Source organism: Undibacterium sp. GrIS 1.2 (assembly GCF_040544435.1).
Taxonomy (GTDB): Bacteria; Pseudomonadota; Gammaproteobacteria; order Burkholderiales; family Burkholderiaceae_D; genus Undibacterium.
The window spans coordinates 45,370-64,814 of the sequence record NZ_JBEONP010000024.1; the positions used below are offsets into that span (position 1 = coordinate 45,370).

The following is a 19,445-nucleotide window of genomic DNA, read 5'->3' on the forward strand; positions in this document are numbered from 1 at the left end:
GAAGCCCCGATAACCATTGGACGTTCATTTAAAGTCCCATAAGTATCAAACTACGCAACCTTGGGCATAAGAAAGCAGCGCTAAATAAATCGAAATTGACCAACAGACTTTTTAAAAACAATAATGCGTCGGCTCGGTGCTGAGATGGCACTTAGTTCTTCTTTATTTTTAATACCGCCCGCTGTCTGGCTTTGATTTCCACACCTGATTGGACAATATAATGAAACCCTTATCAACACGGACTCGCAATTACTTTCTTTCGTTGCTGATCGGATGCAGCGTTATCGCGGCTAGCAGTCCAGCGGCTTCTGCGGCGAGTTGTCCCTCTTGCGGCCCATCAGGAGTTTCTGCCCTATCCGTACTTTCTGGCGCGTTATTAGTTGAAGGATCGACAGAAGGCATTAAAGCATCTGGCACGCTGCTTGTCGTATCGGTAGAAAAACTGGCAGATGGCGTGGTCATCGTATGTAAAGGCGCGTCTGATGGTGCAAGCTACACTCTCAAACTCAGTGGTAAAGCGCTGGGTAATGTGTCGGTAGCCGCTGGCACCGTGGTGGAAGTCACTGCATTATCCGCAGGCACAATGCTGGTGGTTTCTGGTCAGGCAATTGCCTTTATTCCGAATGAAATTGGTCGTAGCTTGGTCCATCATACAGTCGCGAAATGAACTTCTCTCATCAATCAAAATGGCTGCTGGATCGTCTGCTAAAACGCGGTCTTAAAGCCGAGCTTTTACTCTTAAGCCTAGCTTTTATCGTATCTGCCAATAGCTACGCTGGTCGCTCATGCGAAGATCAGGCGCTGGATGCAAACGGATTGATGAAAGGTATGGAGCTGGCATTAAAAACCCGTAATGCATTGGACGCCAGCGGCGCGCAAGTCGCGCTTATCGCGCGGGTTGGTCAAGATTTATCTAAGTACCATGTACGCTACTCACACATGGGCATCATATGGCGCGATCATCCTGAAGGACGATGGTTGGTCGTGCACGAACTCAATGACTGCGGCACCGCTAACTCTCAACTGTACAACGAAGGTTTAGGCAATTTTTTTATGGATAGTCCATTTGCCTATGAGACTTTGATCGTGTTTCCAGATGCCGCTCTTCAGCAAAAACTGGTCGGCTTGCTAAATTCTGACATGCCGAGAAAACTGCATGCACCCCGTTACAATATGCTGGCATTTCCATTCTCAACCATGTACCAAAACTCAAATCAGTGGTTGCTGGAGTTGCTGGCAGCGGCAAGCGCTACTGATGTGCCAATCGATAATCGTACGCAAGCGCAAGCGTGGCTGACGATGGCGGCTTATCACCCAAGCACCTTGGATATTCCGGCGATGACGCGACTGGGAGCACGGATGTTCCGCGCTAACGTGGCATTTGATGACCATCCATTTGATCGTCGTATGGCAGGTCAGATTGACACGGTTACGGTCGACTCTGTCGTACATTTTTTGGAGCAGCGGCACACAGTTAGCAGTCAGCAAGTTTTAACTTACCCTTGATTGAATTTTATATACTCCCCATTTATTTTTTTAAAATAACTGTATCGTCCATACTATAATTGGACGATTAAAAAATACACTATGGGAGTATATTTAAATGAAAATCATGTTCAAATTAAATGTAGATAGTTTTTTGTGACAATACATTGCTTTTCATATAATTCCGGCACGCTCTTAGCCCGCATCCCATGTCATTATTCTTCGAATAGGTATCGCCAATTTCAAGCTAAAGTTTGCGATGCAAAAAGTCACTGGAGTCCGGCTTAAAATATGTCGGAATGACGCTCCAACTCTTTTATACACAGCGTAGCTCCATCATCACGCAATATGCGCTCACTCTTCCGCAGCATCCAAGGATCGCAAATAAGCAAGCTTCTCGGCAATTTTGATCTCTAACCCACGTGGCACCGGCTGATACCAAGACTCGCCTTCTAAACCTTCTGGCAAATAAGTTTCACCTGCGGCATAAGCTTCAGGCTCATCATGCGCATAGCGATATAACTTACCGTAGCCAAGCTCTTTCATCAACTTGGTCGGCGCATTACGCAGGTGCTCTGGCACGGTACGTGATTTGTCTTTAGCGACCAAGGCTCGCACCAAGTTATACGCTTTGTAGACAGCGTTGGACTTGGCTGCGCAGGCGAGATAGACCACCGCTTGTGCCAGCGCCAGTTCGCCTTCTGGCGAACCCAGACGCTCGTATGTTTCTGCGGCGTCCAATGCCAGTCGTAAAGCGCGCGGATCGGCCAGGCCAATATCTTCACTTGCCATGCGGACGATGCGGCGGGCCAGATAACGTGGATCAGCGCCACCATCCAGCATGCGCACCATCCAATACAAAGCGGCATCGGGATTAGAGCCGCGTACTGATTTATGCAGAGCAGAAATCTGATCATAAAAAGCATCGCCACCTTTATCAAAGCGGCGTAAGGCATCCCCTAGACACTCGGCCAGTAGAGCAGTGTCAACTTCTTGCAACGCTTTTGCAGAGGCAGCACGGGCCACGATATCGAGGTTGTTTAATAATTTTCGACCATCGCCATCGGCACTGCTAATCAAACTTGCCTTGGCATCGGGATGAAATTGCAAGCCATCCAATTCACGCGCACAAGCTCTGTCTATCATCGCCTCCAGATCAGCGTCAGTCAGCGATTTGAGAACGTACACAGAAGCGCGGGATAACAGCGCGCTATTGACTTCAAACGAGGGATTTTCGGTAGTAGCACCGATGAAGGTGAACAAGCCACTTTCTACATGCGGCAAAAAAGCGTCTTGCTGGCTTTTATTAAACCGGTGGACTTCATCAACAAACAAAATCGTACGGCGTTGCGAAGTGGCCTGCAAAATTTGTGCCCGTTCAACGGCTTCGCGTATATCTTTTACACCGGACAATACTGCAGATAACGCGATAAATTCTGAGTGAAACGCATTTGCCATCAACCTTGCCAGCGTAGTCTTACCAACACCTGGCGGACCCCATAAAATCATGGAATGTGGATCGCCAGAGGTAAACGCCGCTCGTAAGGGTTTGCCCTCACTCAGCAGATGTTGCTGACCAATCACCTCATCCAAATTGGCAGGACGCATGCGCTCTGCTAGCGGAACGGGATTTTTGCGCGTTTTACTGACGCTACTCATATCGCTCATGGACGTAATACATCAACGCCGGCAGGTATGACGAATTTAAATTGATCGGCTTTGAGCGTCGGATTTTTTTCAATATTTTTTAAAGTCAGCAAAGAGATTTGACCAAAGCTGTCACGTAACTCCAAAGCTAAGGGCGCACCATCTTTCATACCTATGCCGATGTGCTCAAAATTACTATCTTTATCTTTAGGAGTAGCTTCAAGCCACTCCAGACCTTGTTTAACCCCGACCTCGCGCAAGGTAAAACTTTTTTCCAGATCACCGCTACCAAATAGAATTGCCGCAGGGCTTGCACCTAATGCATTGCCTAATTTTTTAATCGTAACCTGACTCAGATCTTTATCGAAGATAAACAACTGATCACCATCCGCTTGCAGGACTTGCTCGTAAGGTTTTTGGTAGGTCCAGATAAATTTGCCAGGGCGAGCGAAAATAAAAATCCCGCTGGAGGTTTTAGTTACCTTGGGTGCACCATCCACCATCTTGACTTGCTGTTGCAGGAACTCTCCCTTGGCGCTTTTTATATTGGTGGCAAAGGCTTTAAATTGTTCAATCGCGCTGGCATTGGCTAATACTGGCACTAGCATGCTGGCACTTAACATCATGCTAGCTACCAACTTTGTGACGCTATTAGCTACTTTATTCGTATTCATTTTCAATGAAAGTTTCACAAAAATCCTGACTGATTTAATTAGTTGTCTGGTGCTGTAGCCGCTTGCCGAACCGCTGCTTTCTGTCGCTGCGGTCGAATCGGCTGAAGTCCAGATATTTATTCGGCATTCCCCGCCGGCACCAAAATTTCACGATTACCATTTGACTGCATGGTGGATACTACGCCGCTGGTTTCCATCTGCTCTAGCAAGCGGGCGGCGCGATTGTAGCCTATGCGTAAATGCCTTTGCACCAAAGAAATAGAAGCACGACGATTCTTGAGTACGATCGCGACCGCCTGATCATACAGAGCATCGGCCTCACCACCGCCCTCACCTGGTGGAGCACCTACTTCGCCACCCTCTTCCAGCACGCCTCCCTCTAGGATGCCTTCAATGTAGTTTGGTTCCCCTTGCGCTTTCAAATGCGTTACCACACGATGCACTTCGTCATCAGAAACAAAAGCGCCGTGGACGCGTATTGGCAAACCAGTGCCGGGCGGCATATACAGCATATCGCCCATGCCCAGCAATGCCTCTGCCCCCATCTGGTCAAGAATCGTACGCGAGTCAATTTTGCTACTCACCTGGAACGCGATACGGGTAGGAATATTCGCCTTAATCAAACCGGTAATTACATCCACTGAGGGGCGCTGCGTGGCTAAAATCAAATGCAAACCAGCAGCACGGGCTTTTTGGGCAATACGGGCAATTAACTCCTCAACTTTTTTACCAACGACCATCATCAGATCAGCTAATTCATCGATGATGATGACAATGGTCGGTAATTTTTCTAAAGGCTCTGGAGCATCTGGCGTTAAGCTAAACGGATTAGGAATAAACTCTTCGCGCTTGGCTGCCTCAGCAATTTTGATGTTGTAACCGGCCAGATTACGCACACCCATTTTTGACATTAATTTGTAACGCCGCTCCATCTCTGCAACCGCCCAGTTCAAGGCATGTCCAGCCTGACGCATATCTGTTACTACCGGTGCTAACAGATGCGGGATACCTTCATACACAGACATTTCCAACATCTTAGGATCGATCAAAATCATACGCACATCATTCGGATCTGATTTGTATAACAACGATAAAATCGTAGCGTTAATACCGACCGACTTACCGGAACCAGTCGTACCTGCCACCAGCAAATGCGGCATCTTGGCAAGATCAGCAACTATGGCATTACCACCGATATCTTTACCCAGCGCGACCGTCAAACTGGATGCACTGTCGTTGTACACTTTGGAGCCAAGAATTTCGGTCAAACGTACGATTTGGCGCTTAGGGTTTGGCAGTTCCAAACCCATATAATTTTTGCCGGGAATGGTCTCAACTACTCGGATCGACGTCAGAGATAAGGATCGGGCAAGATCACGCGCCAAGCCAACAATCTGGCTACCTTTAACACCTGTTGCGGGATCAATTTCGTAACGGGTAATCACTGGCCCCGGATAGGCCGCAACGACTTTGGCGTCAACACCAAAGTCCGACAGTTTTTTCTCAATTAAACGGCTGGTAAATTCCAGCGTTTCTATACTGACGGTTTCTTGCGTCGGCGGTGCATCATCCAACAACGACAGTGGCGGTAATTTGCTGTCTAACATATCGCTAAACAGTGATACCTGACGCTCCTTCTCTACCCGTTCAGATTTTTGTACGCTGACGACTTGTGGTTCTATGCGTATTGGTGGTGCCTCAATAATCTTGGCTCTTTCGACGATGACAACTTCTTCACGTTTAACGGCGGCCGTTTGCCCGACCTTACGATCTTCACGCGCGGCATACTTGTTACCAATAAAAACAAAGACCGCTTCTAAAGCAGTACCAATTTTCTCCGCAATCTGCAACCAGGAGACATGAAAATATAAGCTGATACCCAGCGCAAATAATAAGAGCAATAGCAGAGTCGATCCGGTAAAACCAAAGGCCGCAAAGCTAGCGTTGCCGATCAATTCACCCAGCACTCCTCCTGGAGCTCGTGGCAATTGTGCCTTGATTGAATACAGTCGCAGGTACTCGATTCCCATACTGCCAGCCATAAGCAGAAAAAATCCGCCTGCCTGTATAAATTTTTCATAACTATGTTCAGCGTCTTGTTCTGCATTGACTGCCAGACGATTCGTTAGCTGGCGATAATCCTTCCAAACCAAACGGCATAGAACAACGCTCCACCACCAGGCAGATAAGCCAAAGATGTATAGAAATAAATCTGCAACCCAGGCTCCCACTTTGCCGCCGATATTGTGGATTTTCGGAACAACACTGGCGTGCGACCAGGCGGGATCAAGTTTGGCGTAAGTGAATAAAATTAAAATCAGATAAATACAAAGCGCCGCAAAGAGTATCCAGCGTGCTTCGATAAGCAAAATTACTAGCCGATTTGGTAACGGCGGCGCCGGCGTTTTATCGCGGTTGCGGGTATAGGCTTCATTATTGGAAATAGTCATAGTGCAGAATCAGCAGCCCATTACAATCAAGTTCAATCAAAATCAATCAAGTCAAACATACATTCAACACATATTAAACACTCATAAGATAGCATGTATGACAAGTGCCGCCAATCAGGCATCATCATAGAACCGTGCCGACTCAGGGCAAATCAAGCAATCGGCTGGCTATTCAATCAAAAACGCTTATTCGTCTATAATCTTGCCTAGGTAAAGTAAGACTTATTCGTGACGGATAGGTAAGAAGCTAAGTAGGAAAGTTAAATACTAAAGTCAACTGATAAATTAGATAGTCGCTGGCTGATAGTTAGCTAATATTCATCAGCTAATACTACGCCAGCAAATATGATTGAAATTTGCTGTTCCGTCGCAATCTGCAGCTTAGTTTATAGCCTCTTAAGGCAATTTAAATAGCATCAACTATGCCGATTGCCATCATCATTCAATTTATTTTCTCTCGGGTCAGCTTATGTCAACTACCACTCCAAAACATGCACACGTATTGATACTCGGCTCTGGCCCTGCTGGCTACTCTGCGGCTGTGTACGCGGCACGTGCCAATTTAAAACCAGTATTAATTACTGGTGTAGAGCAAGGCGGTCAATTAATGACCACAACGGATGTCGAGAACTGGCCAGCAGACCCTATGGGTGTGCAAGGGCCAGAATTAATGCAACGCTTTCAACAGCATGCAGAACGTTTTAATACTGAAATTATTTTCGACTATATCCACACCGCCAAATTGACTGAAAAGCCGATCCGCTTGATCGGTGACCAGGCTGAATATACCTGCGATTCACTGATTATTGCTACTGGCGCATCAGCACAATATCTCGGCTTACCTTCTGAAGAAAGTTTTATGGGTAAAGGCGTATCTGCTTGCGCGACCTGTGATGGCTTTTTCTACCGTGGCAAAGAGGTTGCGGTAGTTGGTGGTGGCAATACTGCGGTAGAAGAAGCGCTGTATTTATCTAATATCGCCAGTAAAGTGACTGTCGTACATCGTCGTGACAAATTCCGCGCAGAAGCTATTTTGATTGATCGGCTGATGGCAAAAGTAGCCGAAGGTAAAATCGAAGTTAAATGGAATCACACACTAGATGAAGTAGTAGGAGATAGCTCTGGCGTGACTGGCATTAAAATCAAATCCAGTATTGACGGCAATGTTAGCGATGTCACCCTGCATGGTGTCTTCATCGCCATTGGTCACAAACCTAATACCAGCATCTTCGAAGGTCAACTCGATATGCATAATGGCTATATCAAGACTAAAACAGGCCTTGAAGGTATGGCGACAGCTACTAGCATCCCAGGTGTATTTGCCGCTGGCGACGTGCAAGATCATATCTATCGCCAAGCAATCACTAGTGCGGGTACGGGTTGTATGGCAGCCTTAGATGCACAGCGCTATCTCGAAGATTAATTTGTAATTTAAAATCCTTTCTCAGCCTGTTGGCTCTTTTAATCCTTGCTTATGCCCAGCTCCTTAAAAAATTTTGCTGATCTGAAAAACTTAGGTCAGCAATTAAAACAGCAGGAGGAAGTTCGCCTGTTGGAAGAAGCCGAGCGCAGCAAACGAGAGAAACAAGCGAAGCTGGAAGCCAACATTTTCCGCAATAGCATAGGTGAAGTGGCGCCACTCAAAACGGTGCCCAAACACATAGTTCAAGCGGCACGCCCGCAACCGATTCCATTCCAGCATATTGCAGATGAACGTGCTGCATTACAAGAATCCATATCGGATGAATTTGACGCCATCACCTTGCTAGCCACCGATGATGGCCTAAGTTATACCCGCGCAGGTGTTGGCAGTGATGTCGTCAAAAAATTACGTATTGGTCATTGGACTATACAAGCGCAACTAGATTTGCACGGTTTGCGGCGCGATCAGGCGAGAGAAAGTTTGGGCGAATTTTTGCGGAAATGCCAGCGCAACGAACATCGCTGCGTGAGGATTATTCATGGCAAGGGGTTAGGTTCAATCAACAAAGAACCTGTGTTAAAGAATAAAGTAAAAAACTGGTTGATACAAAAAGATGAAGTACTTGCATTTAGCCAAGCCACCGCTGCAGACGGTGGCTCTGGCGCATTGATCGTATTGCTCAAATCTTAGTTGCTCCAATCTCAGCTGTTCAGATCTGGATTACTCAAATTTCAACCCGAGAATTTTAATTCAAGAATTTGCCCTCTTTAGTGATTACAGTCATATCAACGTATTTTGATCCGTTGTGACTAGTTGGCGAAAAATTCACATCAAATCCGCCAACATCATAATTGCTCGTATTAATTGTCTCTAAGGAGGAGATCAATTTCTCACGCGACAAACTACGACCTGCACGGCGTAAGCCCTCGACAAATACTTTGGCGGCAATAAATCCCTCCAGACTGGAAAAATTCAAATCCTTAATGCCCGCTTTTTGCATGACTTTGGTGTATTCATTTACCACGGGCGTTGATGCTTTCCAAGGGAATGGAACTACTTGCGAAATCACGGTACCAGGGCCATCCGTACCTAAAGCATCTGCCAAGGCCTGGCTACCGACAAAAGATACGTTATAAAACTGTCCGTTATATCCTTCTTTGCGCATTCCTTTGATGTATGCCGCGCATGAGGAATAAGCACTAATCTGAATAATTACATCCGGACGTTTCGGCAAAATCTTAGCAATCGCCTTACTCACGTCGGTGCTATTACGTTCTACGGTCGCGGTTTCTACCATTTGCACGTTCATTTTTTTCAACGCACGTTCTACACCAGCTAAACCAGCCTTTCCATAAGCATCGTTCTGATAAAAGACAGCGATATTTTTAAGACCGGTTCTGACTAATCGCTCGACCAAATGCTCAGTCTCATCAAAGTAACTTCCACGAATATTAAATATCTGACGATTTAAGGGTTCGCGCAGCGACTGTGCGCCAGTAAAAGGAGCGAAGAAAGGAACTTTAGCTTGCGTAAAAATGGGCAAAGCTGCGTTACTGGTAGGCGTACCAACATAGCCAAATAAGGCGAATACATCCTCATTTTCGATGAGTTTTTTAGTATTAGCAGCGGCTAAATCGGCCTCATATTTATCATCCATTTTGATGATTTCAATTTTGCGCCCGTGCACACCACCAGCAGCATTGACCTGATCAAAATAAGCCTTGGCACCGGCGTGCAATTGGATGCCTAGTTGTGCAGCAGGACCAGTAAAAGCAGCCGATTGACCTAGTATGATTTTTTGATCCGTAATACCCTGATCAGCTGAAGCAGGTAATACGATGGCAGAGAGAGCCGCGAGCAGCGACAAGGAGAAATAACGACGTAAATTTTGCATGATTTACCTGTTTAATCCAATTTAAACAGCATCAGAGCCGGTTTCACCTGTACGGATACGTATCACCTGCTCGACATTTTGTACAAAAATTTTGCCATCGCCAATTTTGCCTGTATGCGCTGCTTTAATGATGGCATCAACGATGTTATCGCAGATATTATCATCAACTACAACCTCAATCTTGATTTTGGGCAAGAAATCTACAACATACTCAGCGCCACGGTATAACTCGGTATGTCCTTTTTGACGGCCAAAACCTTTAACTTCAGTAACGGTTAGACCTGTAACTCCGATATCGGCCAATGCTTCGCGCACTTCGTCTAATTTGAACGGTTTAATAACTGCGGTGATTTGTTTCATGTTGTCCTCTTGAAATTTTATGTGATTTTATTGTTTTATTTTCTAACTATTTAGTCACGGAATTTTGATGTAATAGGATAACGCCAGTCACGCCCAAATGCACGATGTGTAACACGTATACCGACTGGCGCCTGACGACGCTTATATTCGTTAATTTTGATCAAACGAGTAATACGTTCAACATCTTCTTCACGATAACCAGCAGCAACAATCTCTGCTCTGCTTTGATTCTCTTCCATATACCGCTGCATGATGCCATCCAGTACCTCGTAAGGAGGCAAAGAATCCTGGTCTGTCTGGTCAGGTCGTAACTCGGCTGATGGCGGACGGGTCAATATACGCTCAGGGATGACAGGTGATAAACGATTACGGTAAGCACACAAACGATATACCAATGTCTTGGCAATGTCTTTAATCACAGCAAAACCACCCGCCATATCGCCATATAAAGTGCAATAACCGACTGCCATTTCACTCTTATTGCCGGTAGTCAGGACGATAGAGCCATATTTGTTCGATAAAGCCATGAGAATGGTGCCGCGAATCCGCGCTTGAATATTTTCTTCCGTCGTGTCTTCTGCTAAACCAGCAAACTCCTGACTTAAGGTATCTCGAAAAGCGCTAAAACAGGCGCTAATCGGAATTTCATCATAGCGTACACCCAAACCTTGCACCATTTCGCGCGAATCTAGCCAGGATATGTCAGCCGTGTAAGGTGACGGCATCATGACTGCTCTGACTTTATCAGCACCCAAAGCGTCAACCGCAATTGCCAGGACCAACGCAGAATCCACCCCACCAGACAAACCCAACACAATACTAGGAAAACCATTCTTACCGACATAATCGCGCACACCTAAGACTAATGCCTGATAGACCTGCGCCTCTATCTGTGTATCTATCTGTACATCTGGACTGGCGCCATTGATTGCCTCCTGTGGTGCTAGCATTGGCGCTATTGGCATTATGGGCGCCGCACCATCAAATTCAACAATCTGCAAATCGGCTTCACAATGTTTTAGCTGTACACACACTTCGCCAGCCTGATTCATCACAAATGAATTGCCATCAAAAATTAGTTCATCTTGTCCGCCTACCAGATTGGCATAGACCAAAGACATACCTTGCGACGTGACATTAGCACGCATCACATCAAACCGCTGATGCTGCTTACTCATATGATAAGGCGATCCGTTAGGTACTAACAGCACTTCTGCACCGGCGTTTTTTGCAATCTTCGGCGCAGTAGGCAACCAGGTATCTTCACAGATATTCACACCAAACTTGATACCCTTCACTTCGAACACGAAGGCATCGTGCCCGGATGAAAAATACCGTTTTTCATCGAATACCATATCGTTTGGCAAATCATGTTTGTAATAGCTACCGATCACCTCACCGTTGCATAAAACGGATGCAGCATTCAAACGCACGCCGTTATTTTCGGCAGGATGTCCTATCAAAACATGCATGTCTTTTAAAACCCTCAAGCTCTCTGCAAGAGCGAATAAGGTCTCGCGCGTTTTTGCGTAAAATGCACTACGCAATAACAAATCTTCTGGCGGATACCCCACCAAGGAGAGCTCTGGCGTAACGACAATGTCAGCACCTTGTGCAGCAGCGCGCTGAGCATAATCAAGAATTTGCGCGGCATTGCCAGCAAGATCGCCAACAACGCTGTTCATCTGGGCTATTGCAACTTTTACTGTCATAGTGGCTTGTAGTAAATTTAAAAGAATTTGAAAATAATTCTGAAGAACTAGGTCTCAATAAATTAATCTAATAAGTTGAGTTTGAATGAACAGGGATATCACGAGCATCATGACTGAAAACCAGCACGGCCGGATCCAAGAAGATCTTCAAGAAAGTTCACATTATCGCACGCGTATCGTGACTTCATTGTCTGATGTCGGCGAGGCGCAGTGGAATCATTTGCTCAGCCTACAAACTACTAGTAATCCATTTTTATCTTACGCATTTCTGCACGCATTGCACGAATCTGGATCGGCATGCGCCAATACCGGTTGGCAACCGCGTTATATAACATTATGGGATGGCGACAGCTTAGTCGCCGCAATGCCTTTATATGAAAAAATGCATTCTTACGGTGAATATGTATTTGACTGGGCCTGGGCTGATGCCTACCAGAGAAATGGCTTTCATTATTATCCCAAATTACTCTCGGCGATTCCATTTACGCCAGTCACTGGCGGTCGTCTGCTAGCAAGAGATGTGCATACACAAATCGCTTTATTGAATGCTCTCAAGGATATTCAAAAAACGGGAGAATACTCATCTACCCATATTCTCTTCCCTCCCATAGAAGAGGCTCAATTACTACAAGCTGCGGGTTTTCTATTGAGGAGCGGCGTTCAGTTTCATTGGATCAACCGGGATTACTATGATTTTGAAGATTTTCTATCTCAAATGGAGCAAAAAAAGCGTAAAAATATCCGTGCCGAACGACGTAAAGTAAGTGAGGCCGGCGTCCAGTTCCGCCAGGTTGCAGGACCAAATATGACAAAAGACGACTGGATATTTTTTAAGCGTTGCTATGACCACACTTACTCCGATCATCATTCCTCACCCTATCTAAACTTAGATTTTTTTCTGAGAATAGGCGCAAGTATGCCCGCTAATTTGAGACTCATTTTTGCAGAACGTAACGGCAAACCCATCGCAGCTTCTTTGTTGGTGCATGACGACGATACGCTGTACGGCAGATATTGGGGTTGCCTGGAACATGTACCTTGTCTGCATTTTGAGACCGCGTACTATCAGGCAATAGAATTTTGTATAGCAAAAAAAATTAAGGTTTTTGAAGGCGGTGCGCAAGGTGAACATAAAATGGCACGTGGGTTTTTGCCCCAAAAAACTTGCTCAGCACATCATTTGGTTCAGCCAGAATTTTTTGACGCAGTTGCACATTTCCTGGAGCGCGAAACCGATGGCATAGCGCACTATTTTAATGAACTGAATGACCGGATTCCATTTAAAAATCTAAAAAATTAACTGTGGCAGGAAAGACTTGAAATTCTTCCTTGAGCAAGGCATCCTGTATAGATGACTCCATTATCCTCAACTCACCCAGCGTCTAAGCAAGGATTGCCAACGCGTCGTGTCGGGCGCTTCTATCTGACAGACAAGCTGGGCAAAGGGTCAAATGGTGCCGTCTTTCTGGGACATGATCCTGTGATTGATCGCCCGGTCGCAATCAAAATACTTGGCACTAGCCACGGGATTGCAGACAAAAAACAACGCGAACAGCAATTCATTAACGAAGCACGCGCTGCCGGACGCTTATCTCATCCCAATATTGTGACTATCTATGATGCCTCCAGTGAAGGCGGCACAACATTTATTGCGATGGAGTTTTTACAAGGTCAAGATCTGCGTGAGTTACTCGCTAGCGGCAAACATTTCGATAATATTGCGACCGCTAATATTATTCATAAAATCGCCGAAGCACTCGCGTATGCCCATGAGAATGGTGTAATTCATCGGGATATCAAACCTGCCAATATTTTTATCCTACCGAATCAGCAACCAAAAGTAGTTGATTTTGGGATTGCCCGCGCACCGAATAGAATTCTGACCAATCCTGACAATCCAGCACAAACCTTATTCAACAATAATGTGCTCGGCACGCCAAACTATATGTCACCAGAACAGGCTATGAGCCAGCAAGTAAATGCACTGACCGATGTGTACTCGCTAGGTGCCGTGATGTATGAGATGTTGACGCAACAAAAACCGTTTCAATCTAACGACATTGACAAATTACTTAATCAGATCGCACACAAACAAGCAAAATCACCATCCGAATTAAATCCCCAGGTGTCCACCAGTCTTTCCGCAATAGTAATGAAAGCGATGCAAAAATTACCTGAGCATCGCTATAGCAGTGCGGCTGAAATGGCGCAAGCCTTACAAAAAGTATTAGAAAGAGACCAGCGCCTTAAACGCAAACGAAAAAATGCGGGCATAGGTAGTAATGGGGATAACGATCCAAACGCTGGCGATGAAAATAAAAATTCCTGGTTAAGCTGGGCAGCGGTATTTATAGCACTCGCGCTGGTAGGCGTATATCTGTTGAAATAAGCTCAGCTAAAGCATCAATCCTCCATACTCACAGTAAGTATATTTTAATTGCCCATATACTTTCTCGATAATACTGCGTTTATTATAAAAAATAGGGGGAGTATATCAATTCAGATTTTCCAATGGATCACTATTAGTTCGTAGGAAGATAGACGGCGTGCTCTGTTCAGAGGAATAACAACATCGCGATTTGAGTACAAACGCTACAACGACAATTGCACCTTTTCTAGCTCGGAATATGGCGTTTACTTTGAGATTGATTACCACAACTTCAAATCAGACCGACATAAAAAAAGGCACATTGAACTGTGCCTTTTTTACCGGATTCACTTGCAGAACAAGCGTATTTTATTATTCTGCATATCAATCAAATTATGCTTAGCCCTTGCTGAAATTAGCAACGCCTTCCATGATTTCAGCTTTAGCATCTTCAGGGCCGCCCCATCCTTCGATCTTGACCCATTTGCCTTTTTCCAAATCTTTGTAGTGTTCAAAGAAATGCTGAATTTGACGCAAACGCAATTCGTTCATGTCTTCTGGTTTCTGCCAGTGGGAATAGATGGACAAAATTTTATCGACTGGCACGGCTAACACTTTAGCGTCGTTACCTGCTTCATCCGTCATTTTTAATACGCCAATTGCGCGGCAACGTACTACAACGCCAGGAATCAGCGGAAATGGTGTAATCACTAATACGTCAACTGGATCGCCATCACCAGCGATAGTTTGCGGGACATAGCCATAGTTGCATGGGTAATGCATTGCTGTGCCCATAAAACGATCAACAAAAATCGCGCCTGTGTCTTTATCAACTTCGTATTTAATTGGATCGGCATTCATCGGGATTTCAATGATGACATTGAAATCATTCGGCAAGTCACGGCCAGAAGGAACGTTATTTAAGCTCATATTGCTCTTTCAAAATAGAAGTCAAAAGTAAATCGGGGTGGATTATAGTCGTTTTTATAGACGCTTCGATAGCTAATTAGCTAGTCACTCACGCTCAGCAAGCAGTCCGCAATCTTCAACGGACGCTCTGGCTATAACATAGTAGCAATTGCGCATTGACGATAATGTTGCGCAGCATCATCAGCTTGCCCTAAAGCCTCGTGCAATTGTGCCAGCTTGAGATTAGATTCTCGTACGGTTCGGGACTCTGTTGCATCAGACAATGCCTGTTCCATATGACGTTGCGCCTTACCCCATAATTTTTGCTTAAGGCAAAGAGTACCTAAGGTTAAGGCCAGCTCTGGATCTGTTGGACGCTGTATAGTCCAGCGCTCACAGTGTTCAATCTGTCCCAATAAAGCGACTGAGCCTTCGCTTGCAGCAGCGTCGCGATAAATCCGCATTAATCTGTCATCCCACTCTTCAGCGACCGTCTTTTCAACGATCACTCGCGCATCCTCATGCAAGCCCCGTTCATTAAACGATTTAGCTGCGGTAAACGCGACGAAGCGATTTTTCCGGTCATCGGCAGGGATTTCGTACCAAACCCGACGCAGTGATTCTGCATCATGTCCATGATCAGTCAGCAAATCCTCATACGCCAATTCACGCAAACGATTTGATAAAGCCGGATGCAAAGCGCGGTGCTTGTCCAGAGTCCTTACTAGTTTTAATACTTCTGGCCACTTTTTAGCTTGCTGATTCGCTTTTAGTGCCCAGCGCAGTACTTGGATATGACGTGTGCCACTTGCATGCAACTCTTTAACAGCGTCAAGAGCTTGTTCTGCTTTGTGCTGATCAACCAGTAACTCGGTCATTGTGACTAAGCGAGCCGTTTTATAAGTCATGTCGGCTTCGGTACTTGCGAACCAGGAATCACGGCGCTCGAACTGGCCCATATGATGGGCTGCTCTGGCCGCAATTAATGCTGCAACTGCGGCATTATCTGGCAGTTCAACAGCGCGCAGAGCTGCTTTTTCTGCATGGCCAAAGCGCCCTTCAAATAAAGCCTTTAATGATTCTCTTAAAGCCTTATTGCCATCCCGTTCACGCTTACTTTGACGATACATTGCCACCTTACGCGGCATTTTTTGCGTAGTAACAATGGTGCGCATCACCAGATACAGCACGACAAACAAAACCAGTGTCAGGAATAAGAAAAAATTGAGTGAGATATCTATTCTGTAGGGCGGATAAAACAGCACTACGTTGCCGGGGTTATAGCGAGCACCTACGGCAAGACCAACTGCCATGGCAAATAGAATCAGAAGCCGGATAAAAAGACGCATATTCTTATTGAACCTTAGGGCTTCACTTTGTAGTTACGAACGGCATTCAAGCTCTCCGCCAATGTGGGCATTTCTATCGACAAATTACTACCCTGTACTTGTCTCAATAAAGCTTGCACTGATTGGGTTTGCTTCGCTCGTGTATCAAAATATTTAGTAATGGCATCTTGCGAGGCAATCAAATCATTGCGAAACATACTTTCATTACGCGACAACAATGCTAGTCGCGCATTTAACAGCCGCAACTTAAGATTTTCTCGGGCAAAGTAGCTTTGCGATGGTGTCAGCAATAACGCATCTGGTGTTTCAACATTACGGACTCTGATGAGTTGCTTAACTTCGTTCCACATCTCGCTGGAAAAACTTTGCCAGGCATCTTCTGCCCGCATCGTCCAGGAATTTTCAGGAATTTCATCAGGAGCGACTTTTTTACCATTTTTCAACAGCGGCACAGGAGATTTTGGCAATACTCGCAGAGGTGCTTTTGGTGGTGTCGCAGAAACAACTGATTTTTCATCTGCCCACAATGGAATATGATCAACTTGCGCGATGACACTATCCAGACGCAAAGCGATGCCTGTCAAATCGAGAATCGGCAAAGACTTCAGCTTATCGGTATCTTTGGCAATCGCACGGCGGATATTAATAAATTGCGGTTTGTCCGATTTAGCCAGGCGGCTATCTGCATTTTGCAAAGCGATTAAAGCACCTTGGACATTACCGGCCAATTGTAATTGCTGGCTAGCCGTCGAGAGTACCTGCTCGATTTCTGCCAATGCCCATTCGTCACGATTTTTAGATAAGTCTTGATACAGTTGATCCAGCGCTAATTGCTGACCTTGTGCCTCAACCTGCTTGCCCTCCAGCAGCGTCACTTTGGCCTGGATTTCCTTGGCGGACTCTTGTACCGTTTTTGCAAGTACTTTAGTTTCGCTGGTCGTACTCTCCGCGACTTGCAAACGCTTAGCAACCTCTTCGCGCAAGTTGTTTATCTGATTTTGTGAAGTCCACCAGTTGGCAGCCAGCAAAATCGCCAATACGCCGGATAACACATAAGCAGGTTGCGAAAACACTGGACCAGGCGCTTTTGCCGGTTCTGACGATGCGGGAGGTGATACCTGAGTTACAGGGAGTTCTGTCGATTTGTTCATCGATATAGTGTCGGATGGTGATTGCTGATCATTCATAGACGAGATTGTAACGCGACAAGCAGGTGTTCGTCGCCAGAACCTGTGAGAGTAATTGATTGGAAACCACAATTCTTTGCAGTTTCTGCGATACGGGCATGTGGCAGTATCAAATGCTGTTGTTGCAATTTTGCCACGATTCCATGAAAACCAGGCTGCTGCTCTAACTGTTTAGTCCAGGACAGCAAAGTTTGCAATGCCTCAGAGCTAGTGATAACCCATTGATTTTGCGTTTGCAAAAGTCTGCCAAGCTGATCTTGTCGCAACGATGTAAATTCGGGTGCCGTACGGCGATACGCTGCAATTTGGGTTACATCAATCCCCTTTGATCGCAGAGCATCGGCCAATAATTCGCGTCCGGTCTCACCTCTGATAATTAAAACTTTTTTATGGCGCAGGGCATCGATATCCAATTCGTCCAATAAAGTCTCAGAGTCAGTACGATCCGGGTTGTGGGGATAATAAATTGTGGTGTTGGCAGTCGTGATGCCAAGCTCATCTAATGCGGCCAGACTCCCGGCACCCATCACGGCAATTGGTATTTGGGCAGACCAGTTGTTTTTTAAACGGACAAACGTCGCCTGAATTGCATTGGGGCTGACGAAAGCCACCAGAGCGTAAGCCGACAAATCGACCAACAGACGATCGAAAGCGCTGTAATCCGTTAAGGGGTGAATCTCCAGCAAAGGAAAACGCACCACAGTCCGCCCCATCGCCGTAACTCGTTGCGACAAAGACTCTGCTTGGCTTATCAGGCTTATTGGAATTATCGGGCTTAGAGAGCGAATAGGACGGGTGACAATGACTGGCATATCAGGCATATCGTACATACAATTGCCTCGCTCTACTGTTTAATTTGCTGATCAATCTCACTGGCTTTTCGTAGAAGAGTCTGCCGTAGACTCCTCCTTGCAAGCCGCCAAGATAGCCTCCGCATCTTGTGCCGACAAGGCTTGCGCCACTTGCGCGCCTAATAGCTGGGCAGTTTCTATGCTACTGACTGCGCCACTGACAGCGGCACTGGCAATCCTGCTGCCATCTGGCATCCCTATCATGGCACGCAAGTGCATGACGCCATCGCTTATCGTCGCAAACGCGGCTAATGGCACCTGGCAGCTACCGCCAAAAGCTTTAGAAACAGTCCGCTCAGCGCTCACTGCCTGGGCAGTTAAATCGTGATTTAAAGGTGCTAACCATGTCATTAACTCTGGTCTGTCATCTGGTACTTCGATTGCCATCGCGCCCTGCCCCGCTGCTGGCAAGCTATGTTCCGGCTCCAAAAAATGACGGATTCTGCCCGGCACACCCAATCGTTTTAAACCTGCTGCTGCCAGAATAATTGCTGCATATTCACCGTTGTCCAGCTTGCGCAAACGGGTATCCAGGTTGCCGCGTAAAGGACGAATAATCAAATGCGGGAACCGAGCCGCAATCAAAGCCTGACGACGCAAGCTGCTGGTACCAACGACCGCGCCGTCGGGCAAAGTATCCAATCCGGCATAGTCATTTGACACAAACGCATCACGTGGATCTTCTCTCTCCAATACTGCCGCCAACGCAAAACCCTCAGGCAAATCCATAGGCACGTCTTTCAGCGAATGTACCGCCAAATCCGCACGTCCCTCTGCCATCGCCACTTCGAGCTCCTTCACAAACAACCCCTTGCCACCGACCTTGGATAAAGCTCTGTCAAGAATCTGGTCACCACGCGTCGTCATACCTAGAATCTCGATAATGCAATCGGGATAAAGTACCGCCAAGCGGTCGCGCACATGTTCTGCCTGCCACATGGCGAGGCGACTCTCACGCGAGGCGATAACTAATTTGGCAGGATGATTGGTGGGATCAAATTTGTTCAAGACTGACCTTCAGTGAAATGGTGCCGAATTTTATCACGCAGCTCTCGCCACTTGGGATTCAAACTTCACTCAAAAACAGGGGTGAAAATCATGGAAAGTACGAACGCAATCAGCCAGAGAGAAAGATA

17 protein-coding genes are annotated in these 19,445 nt (G+C 46.1%); 6 read left to right on the forward strand and 11 right to left on the reverse strand.

All coding sequences use genetic code 11. From position 1 onward, the window contains the following. Nucleotides 1-220: 220 nt before the first annotated feature. Nucleotides 221-667, forward strand: coding sequence for a hypothetical protein (locus AAKU61_RS12100; protein WP_354332537.1), 447 nt, complete (start codon nt 221-223; stop codon nt 665-667). After that, on the forward strand, nt 664-1,506 hold the full coding sequence (locus tag AAKU61_RS12105) for a DUF2145 domain-containing protein (RefSeq protein WP_354332539.1): 843 nt from the start codon (nt 664-666) through the stop codon (nt 1,504-1,506). Before AAKU61_RS12100 ends, AAKU61_RS12105 begins: the two co-directional genes overlap by 4 nt. Before the next feature lie 333 nt (nt 1,507-1,839). On the opposite strand, the gene AAKU61_RS12110 is transcribed toward AAKU61_RS12105, so the two are convergent. The 3 genes from AAKU61_RS12110 to AAKU61_RS12120 form a co-directional block, all read right to left on the reverse strand. Then, nucleotides 1,840-3,144: a replication-associated recombination protein A gene (locus tag AAKU61_RS12110; protein ID WP_354332540.1), complete on the reverse strand. Its 1,305-nt coding sequence runs from the start codon at nt 3,142-3,144 to the stop codon at nt 1,840-1,842. A 5-nt stretch (nt 3,145-3,149) separates the two neighbouring features. Further along, entirely contained in the window at nt 3,150-3,806 is a 657-nt protein-coding gene (gene lolA / locus AAKU61_RS12115) for an outer membrane lipoprotein chaperone LolA (RefSeq protein WP_354332583.1), read from the reverse strand. A 116-nt stretch (nt 3,807-3,922) separates the two neighbouring features. Then, a complete protein-coding gene (locus AAKU61_RS12120; protein ID WP_354332541.1) occupies nt 3,923-6,256 on the reverse strand; it encodes a DNA translocase FtsK in 2,334 nt (777 codons plus the stop codon). 469 nt (nt 6,257-6,725) lie between these two features. Between AAKU61_RS12120 and trxB the strand changes: the two genes are divergently transcribed. Together trxB and AAKU61_RS12130 are read left to right on the forward strand one after the other, a co-directional pair. Next, the gene (trxB, locus tag AAKU61_RS12125; RefSeq protein ID WP_322118305.1) at nt 6,726-7,679 is read left to right on the forward strand and encodes a thioredoxin-disulfide reductase; all 954 of its coding nucleotides are present in this window, start codon (nt 6,726-6,728) and stop codon (nt 7,677-7,679) included. Between the two features lie 51 nt (nt 7,680-7,730). Further along, entirely contained in the window at nt 7,731-8,369 is a 639-nt protein-coding gene (locus AAKU61_RS12130; RefSeq protein WP_354332543.1) for a Smr/MutS family protein, read from the forward strand. Nucleotides 8,370-8,424: 55 nt separating this feature from the next. Here the strand turns inward: AAKU61_RS12130 and AAKU61_RS12135 are convergent, their stop codons facing one another. The 3 genes from AAKU61_RS12135 to AAKU61_RS12145 are packed head-to-tail and all read right to left on the reverse strand — an operon-like array spanning nt 8,425 to nt 11,645. Next, nucleotides 8,425-9,573, reverse strand: coding sequence for an ABC transporter substrate-binding protein (locus AAKU61_RS12135; protein ID WP_354332545.1), 1,149 nt, complete (start codon nt 9,571-9,573; stop codon nt 8,425-8,427). 21 nt (nt 9,574-9,594) lie between these two features. Continuing rightward, nucleotides 9,595-9,933, reverse strand: coding sequence for a P-II family nitrogen regulator (locus tag AAKU61_RS12140; protein WP_322118302.1), 339 nt, complete (start codon nt 9,931-9,933; stop codon nt 9,595-9,597). Between the two features lie 50 nt (nt 9,934-9,983). Beyond that, on the reverse strand, nt 9,984-11,645 hold the full coding sequence (locus tag AAKU61_RS12145) for an NAD+ synthase (RefSeq protein ID WP_354332547.1): 1,662 nt from the start codon (nt 11,643-11,645) through the stop codon (nt 9,984-9,986). Nucleotides 11,646-11,754: 109 nt separating this feature from the next. On the opposite strand from AAKU61_RS12145, the gene AAKU61_RS12150 reads away from it, so the two are divergent. Both AAKU61_RS12150 and AAKU61_RS12155 read left to right on the forward strand, forming a co-directional pair. Then, nucleotides 11,755-12,945, forward strand: coding sequence for a GNAT family N-acetyltransferase (locus AAKU61_RS12150; protein WP_354332549.1), 1,191 nt, complete (start codon nt 11,755-11,757; stop codon nt 12,943-12,945). A 51-nt stretch (nt 12,946-12,996) separates the two neighbouring features. Next, a complete protein-coding gene (locus tag AAKU61_RS12155; protein WP_354332551.1) occupies nt 12,997-14,034 on the forward strand; it encodes a serine/threonine protein kinase in 1,038 nt (345 codons plus the stop codon). A gap of 378 nt (nt 14,035-14,412) precedes the next feature. On the opposite strand, the gene ppa is transcribed toward AAKU61_RS12155, so the two are convergent. From ppa to hemC, 5 genes are all read right to left on the reverse strand, one after another. Next, nucleotides 14,413-14,943, reverse strand: coding sequence for an inorganic diphosphatase (ppa, locus tag AAKU61_RS12160; RefSeq protein WP_354332553.1), 531 nt, complete (start codon nt 14,941-14,943; stop codon nt 14,413-14,415). Nucleotides 14,944-15,074: 131 nt separating this feature from the next. Continuing rightward, the gene (locus AAKU61_RS12165; RefSeq protein ID WP_354332554.1) at nt 15,075-16,271 is read right to left on the reverse strand and encodes a heme biosynthesis HemY N-terminal domain-containing protein; all 1,197 of its coding nucleotides are present in this window, start codon (nt 16,269-16,271) and stop codon (nt 15,075-15,077) included. Nucleotides 16,272-16,285: 14 nt separating this feature from the next. Beyond that, nucleotides 16,286-17,422 (reverse strand): uroporphyrinogen-III C-methyltransferase, encoded by a 1,137-nt coding sequence (locus tag AAKU61_RS12170; protein ID WP_503012607.1) that lies wholly within the window; start codon nt 17,420-17,422, stop codon nt 16,286-16,288. Nucleotides 17,423-17,454: 32 nt separating this feature from the next. Next, nucleotides 17,455-18,288 (reverse strand): uroporphyrinogen-III synthase, encoded by an 834-nt coding sequence (locus AAKU61_RS12175; protein WP_354332558.1) that lies wholly within the window; start codon nt 18,286-18,288, stop codon nt 17,455-17,457. Nucleotides 18,289-18,327: 39 nt separating this feature from the next. Next, entirely contained in the window at nt 18,328-19,317 is a 990-nt protein-coding gene (hemC, locus tag AAKU61_RS12180; protein ID WP_354332560.1) for a hydroxymethylbilane synthase, read from the reverse strand. Nucleotides 19,318-19,445: the final 128 nt, after the last annotated feature.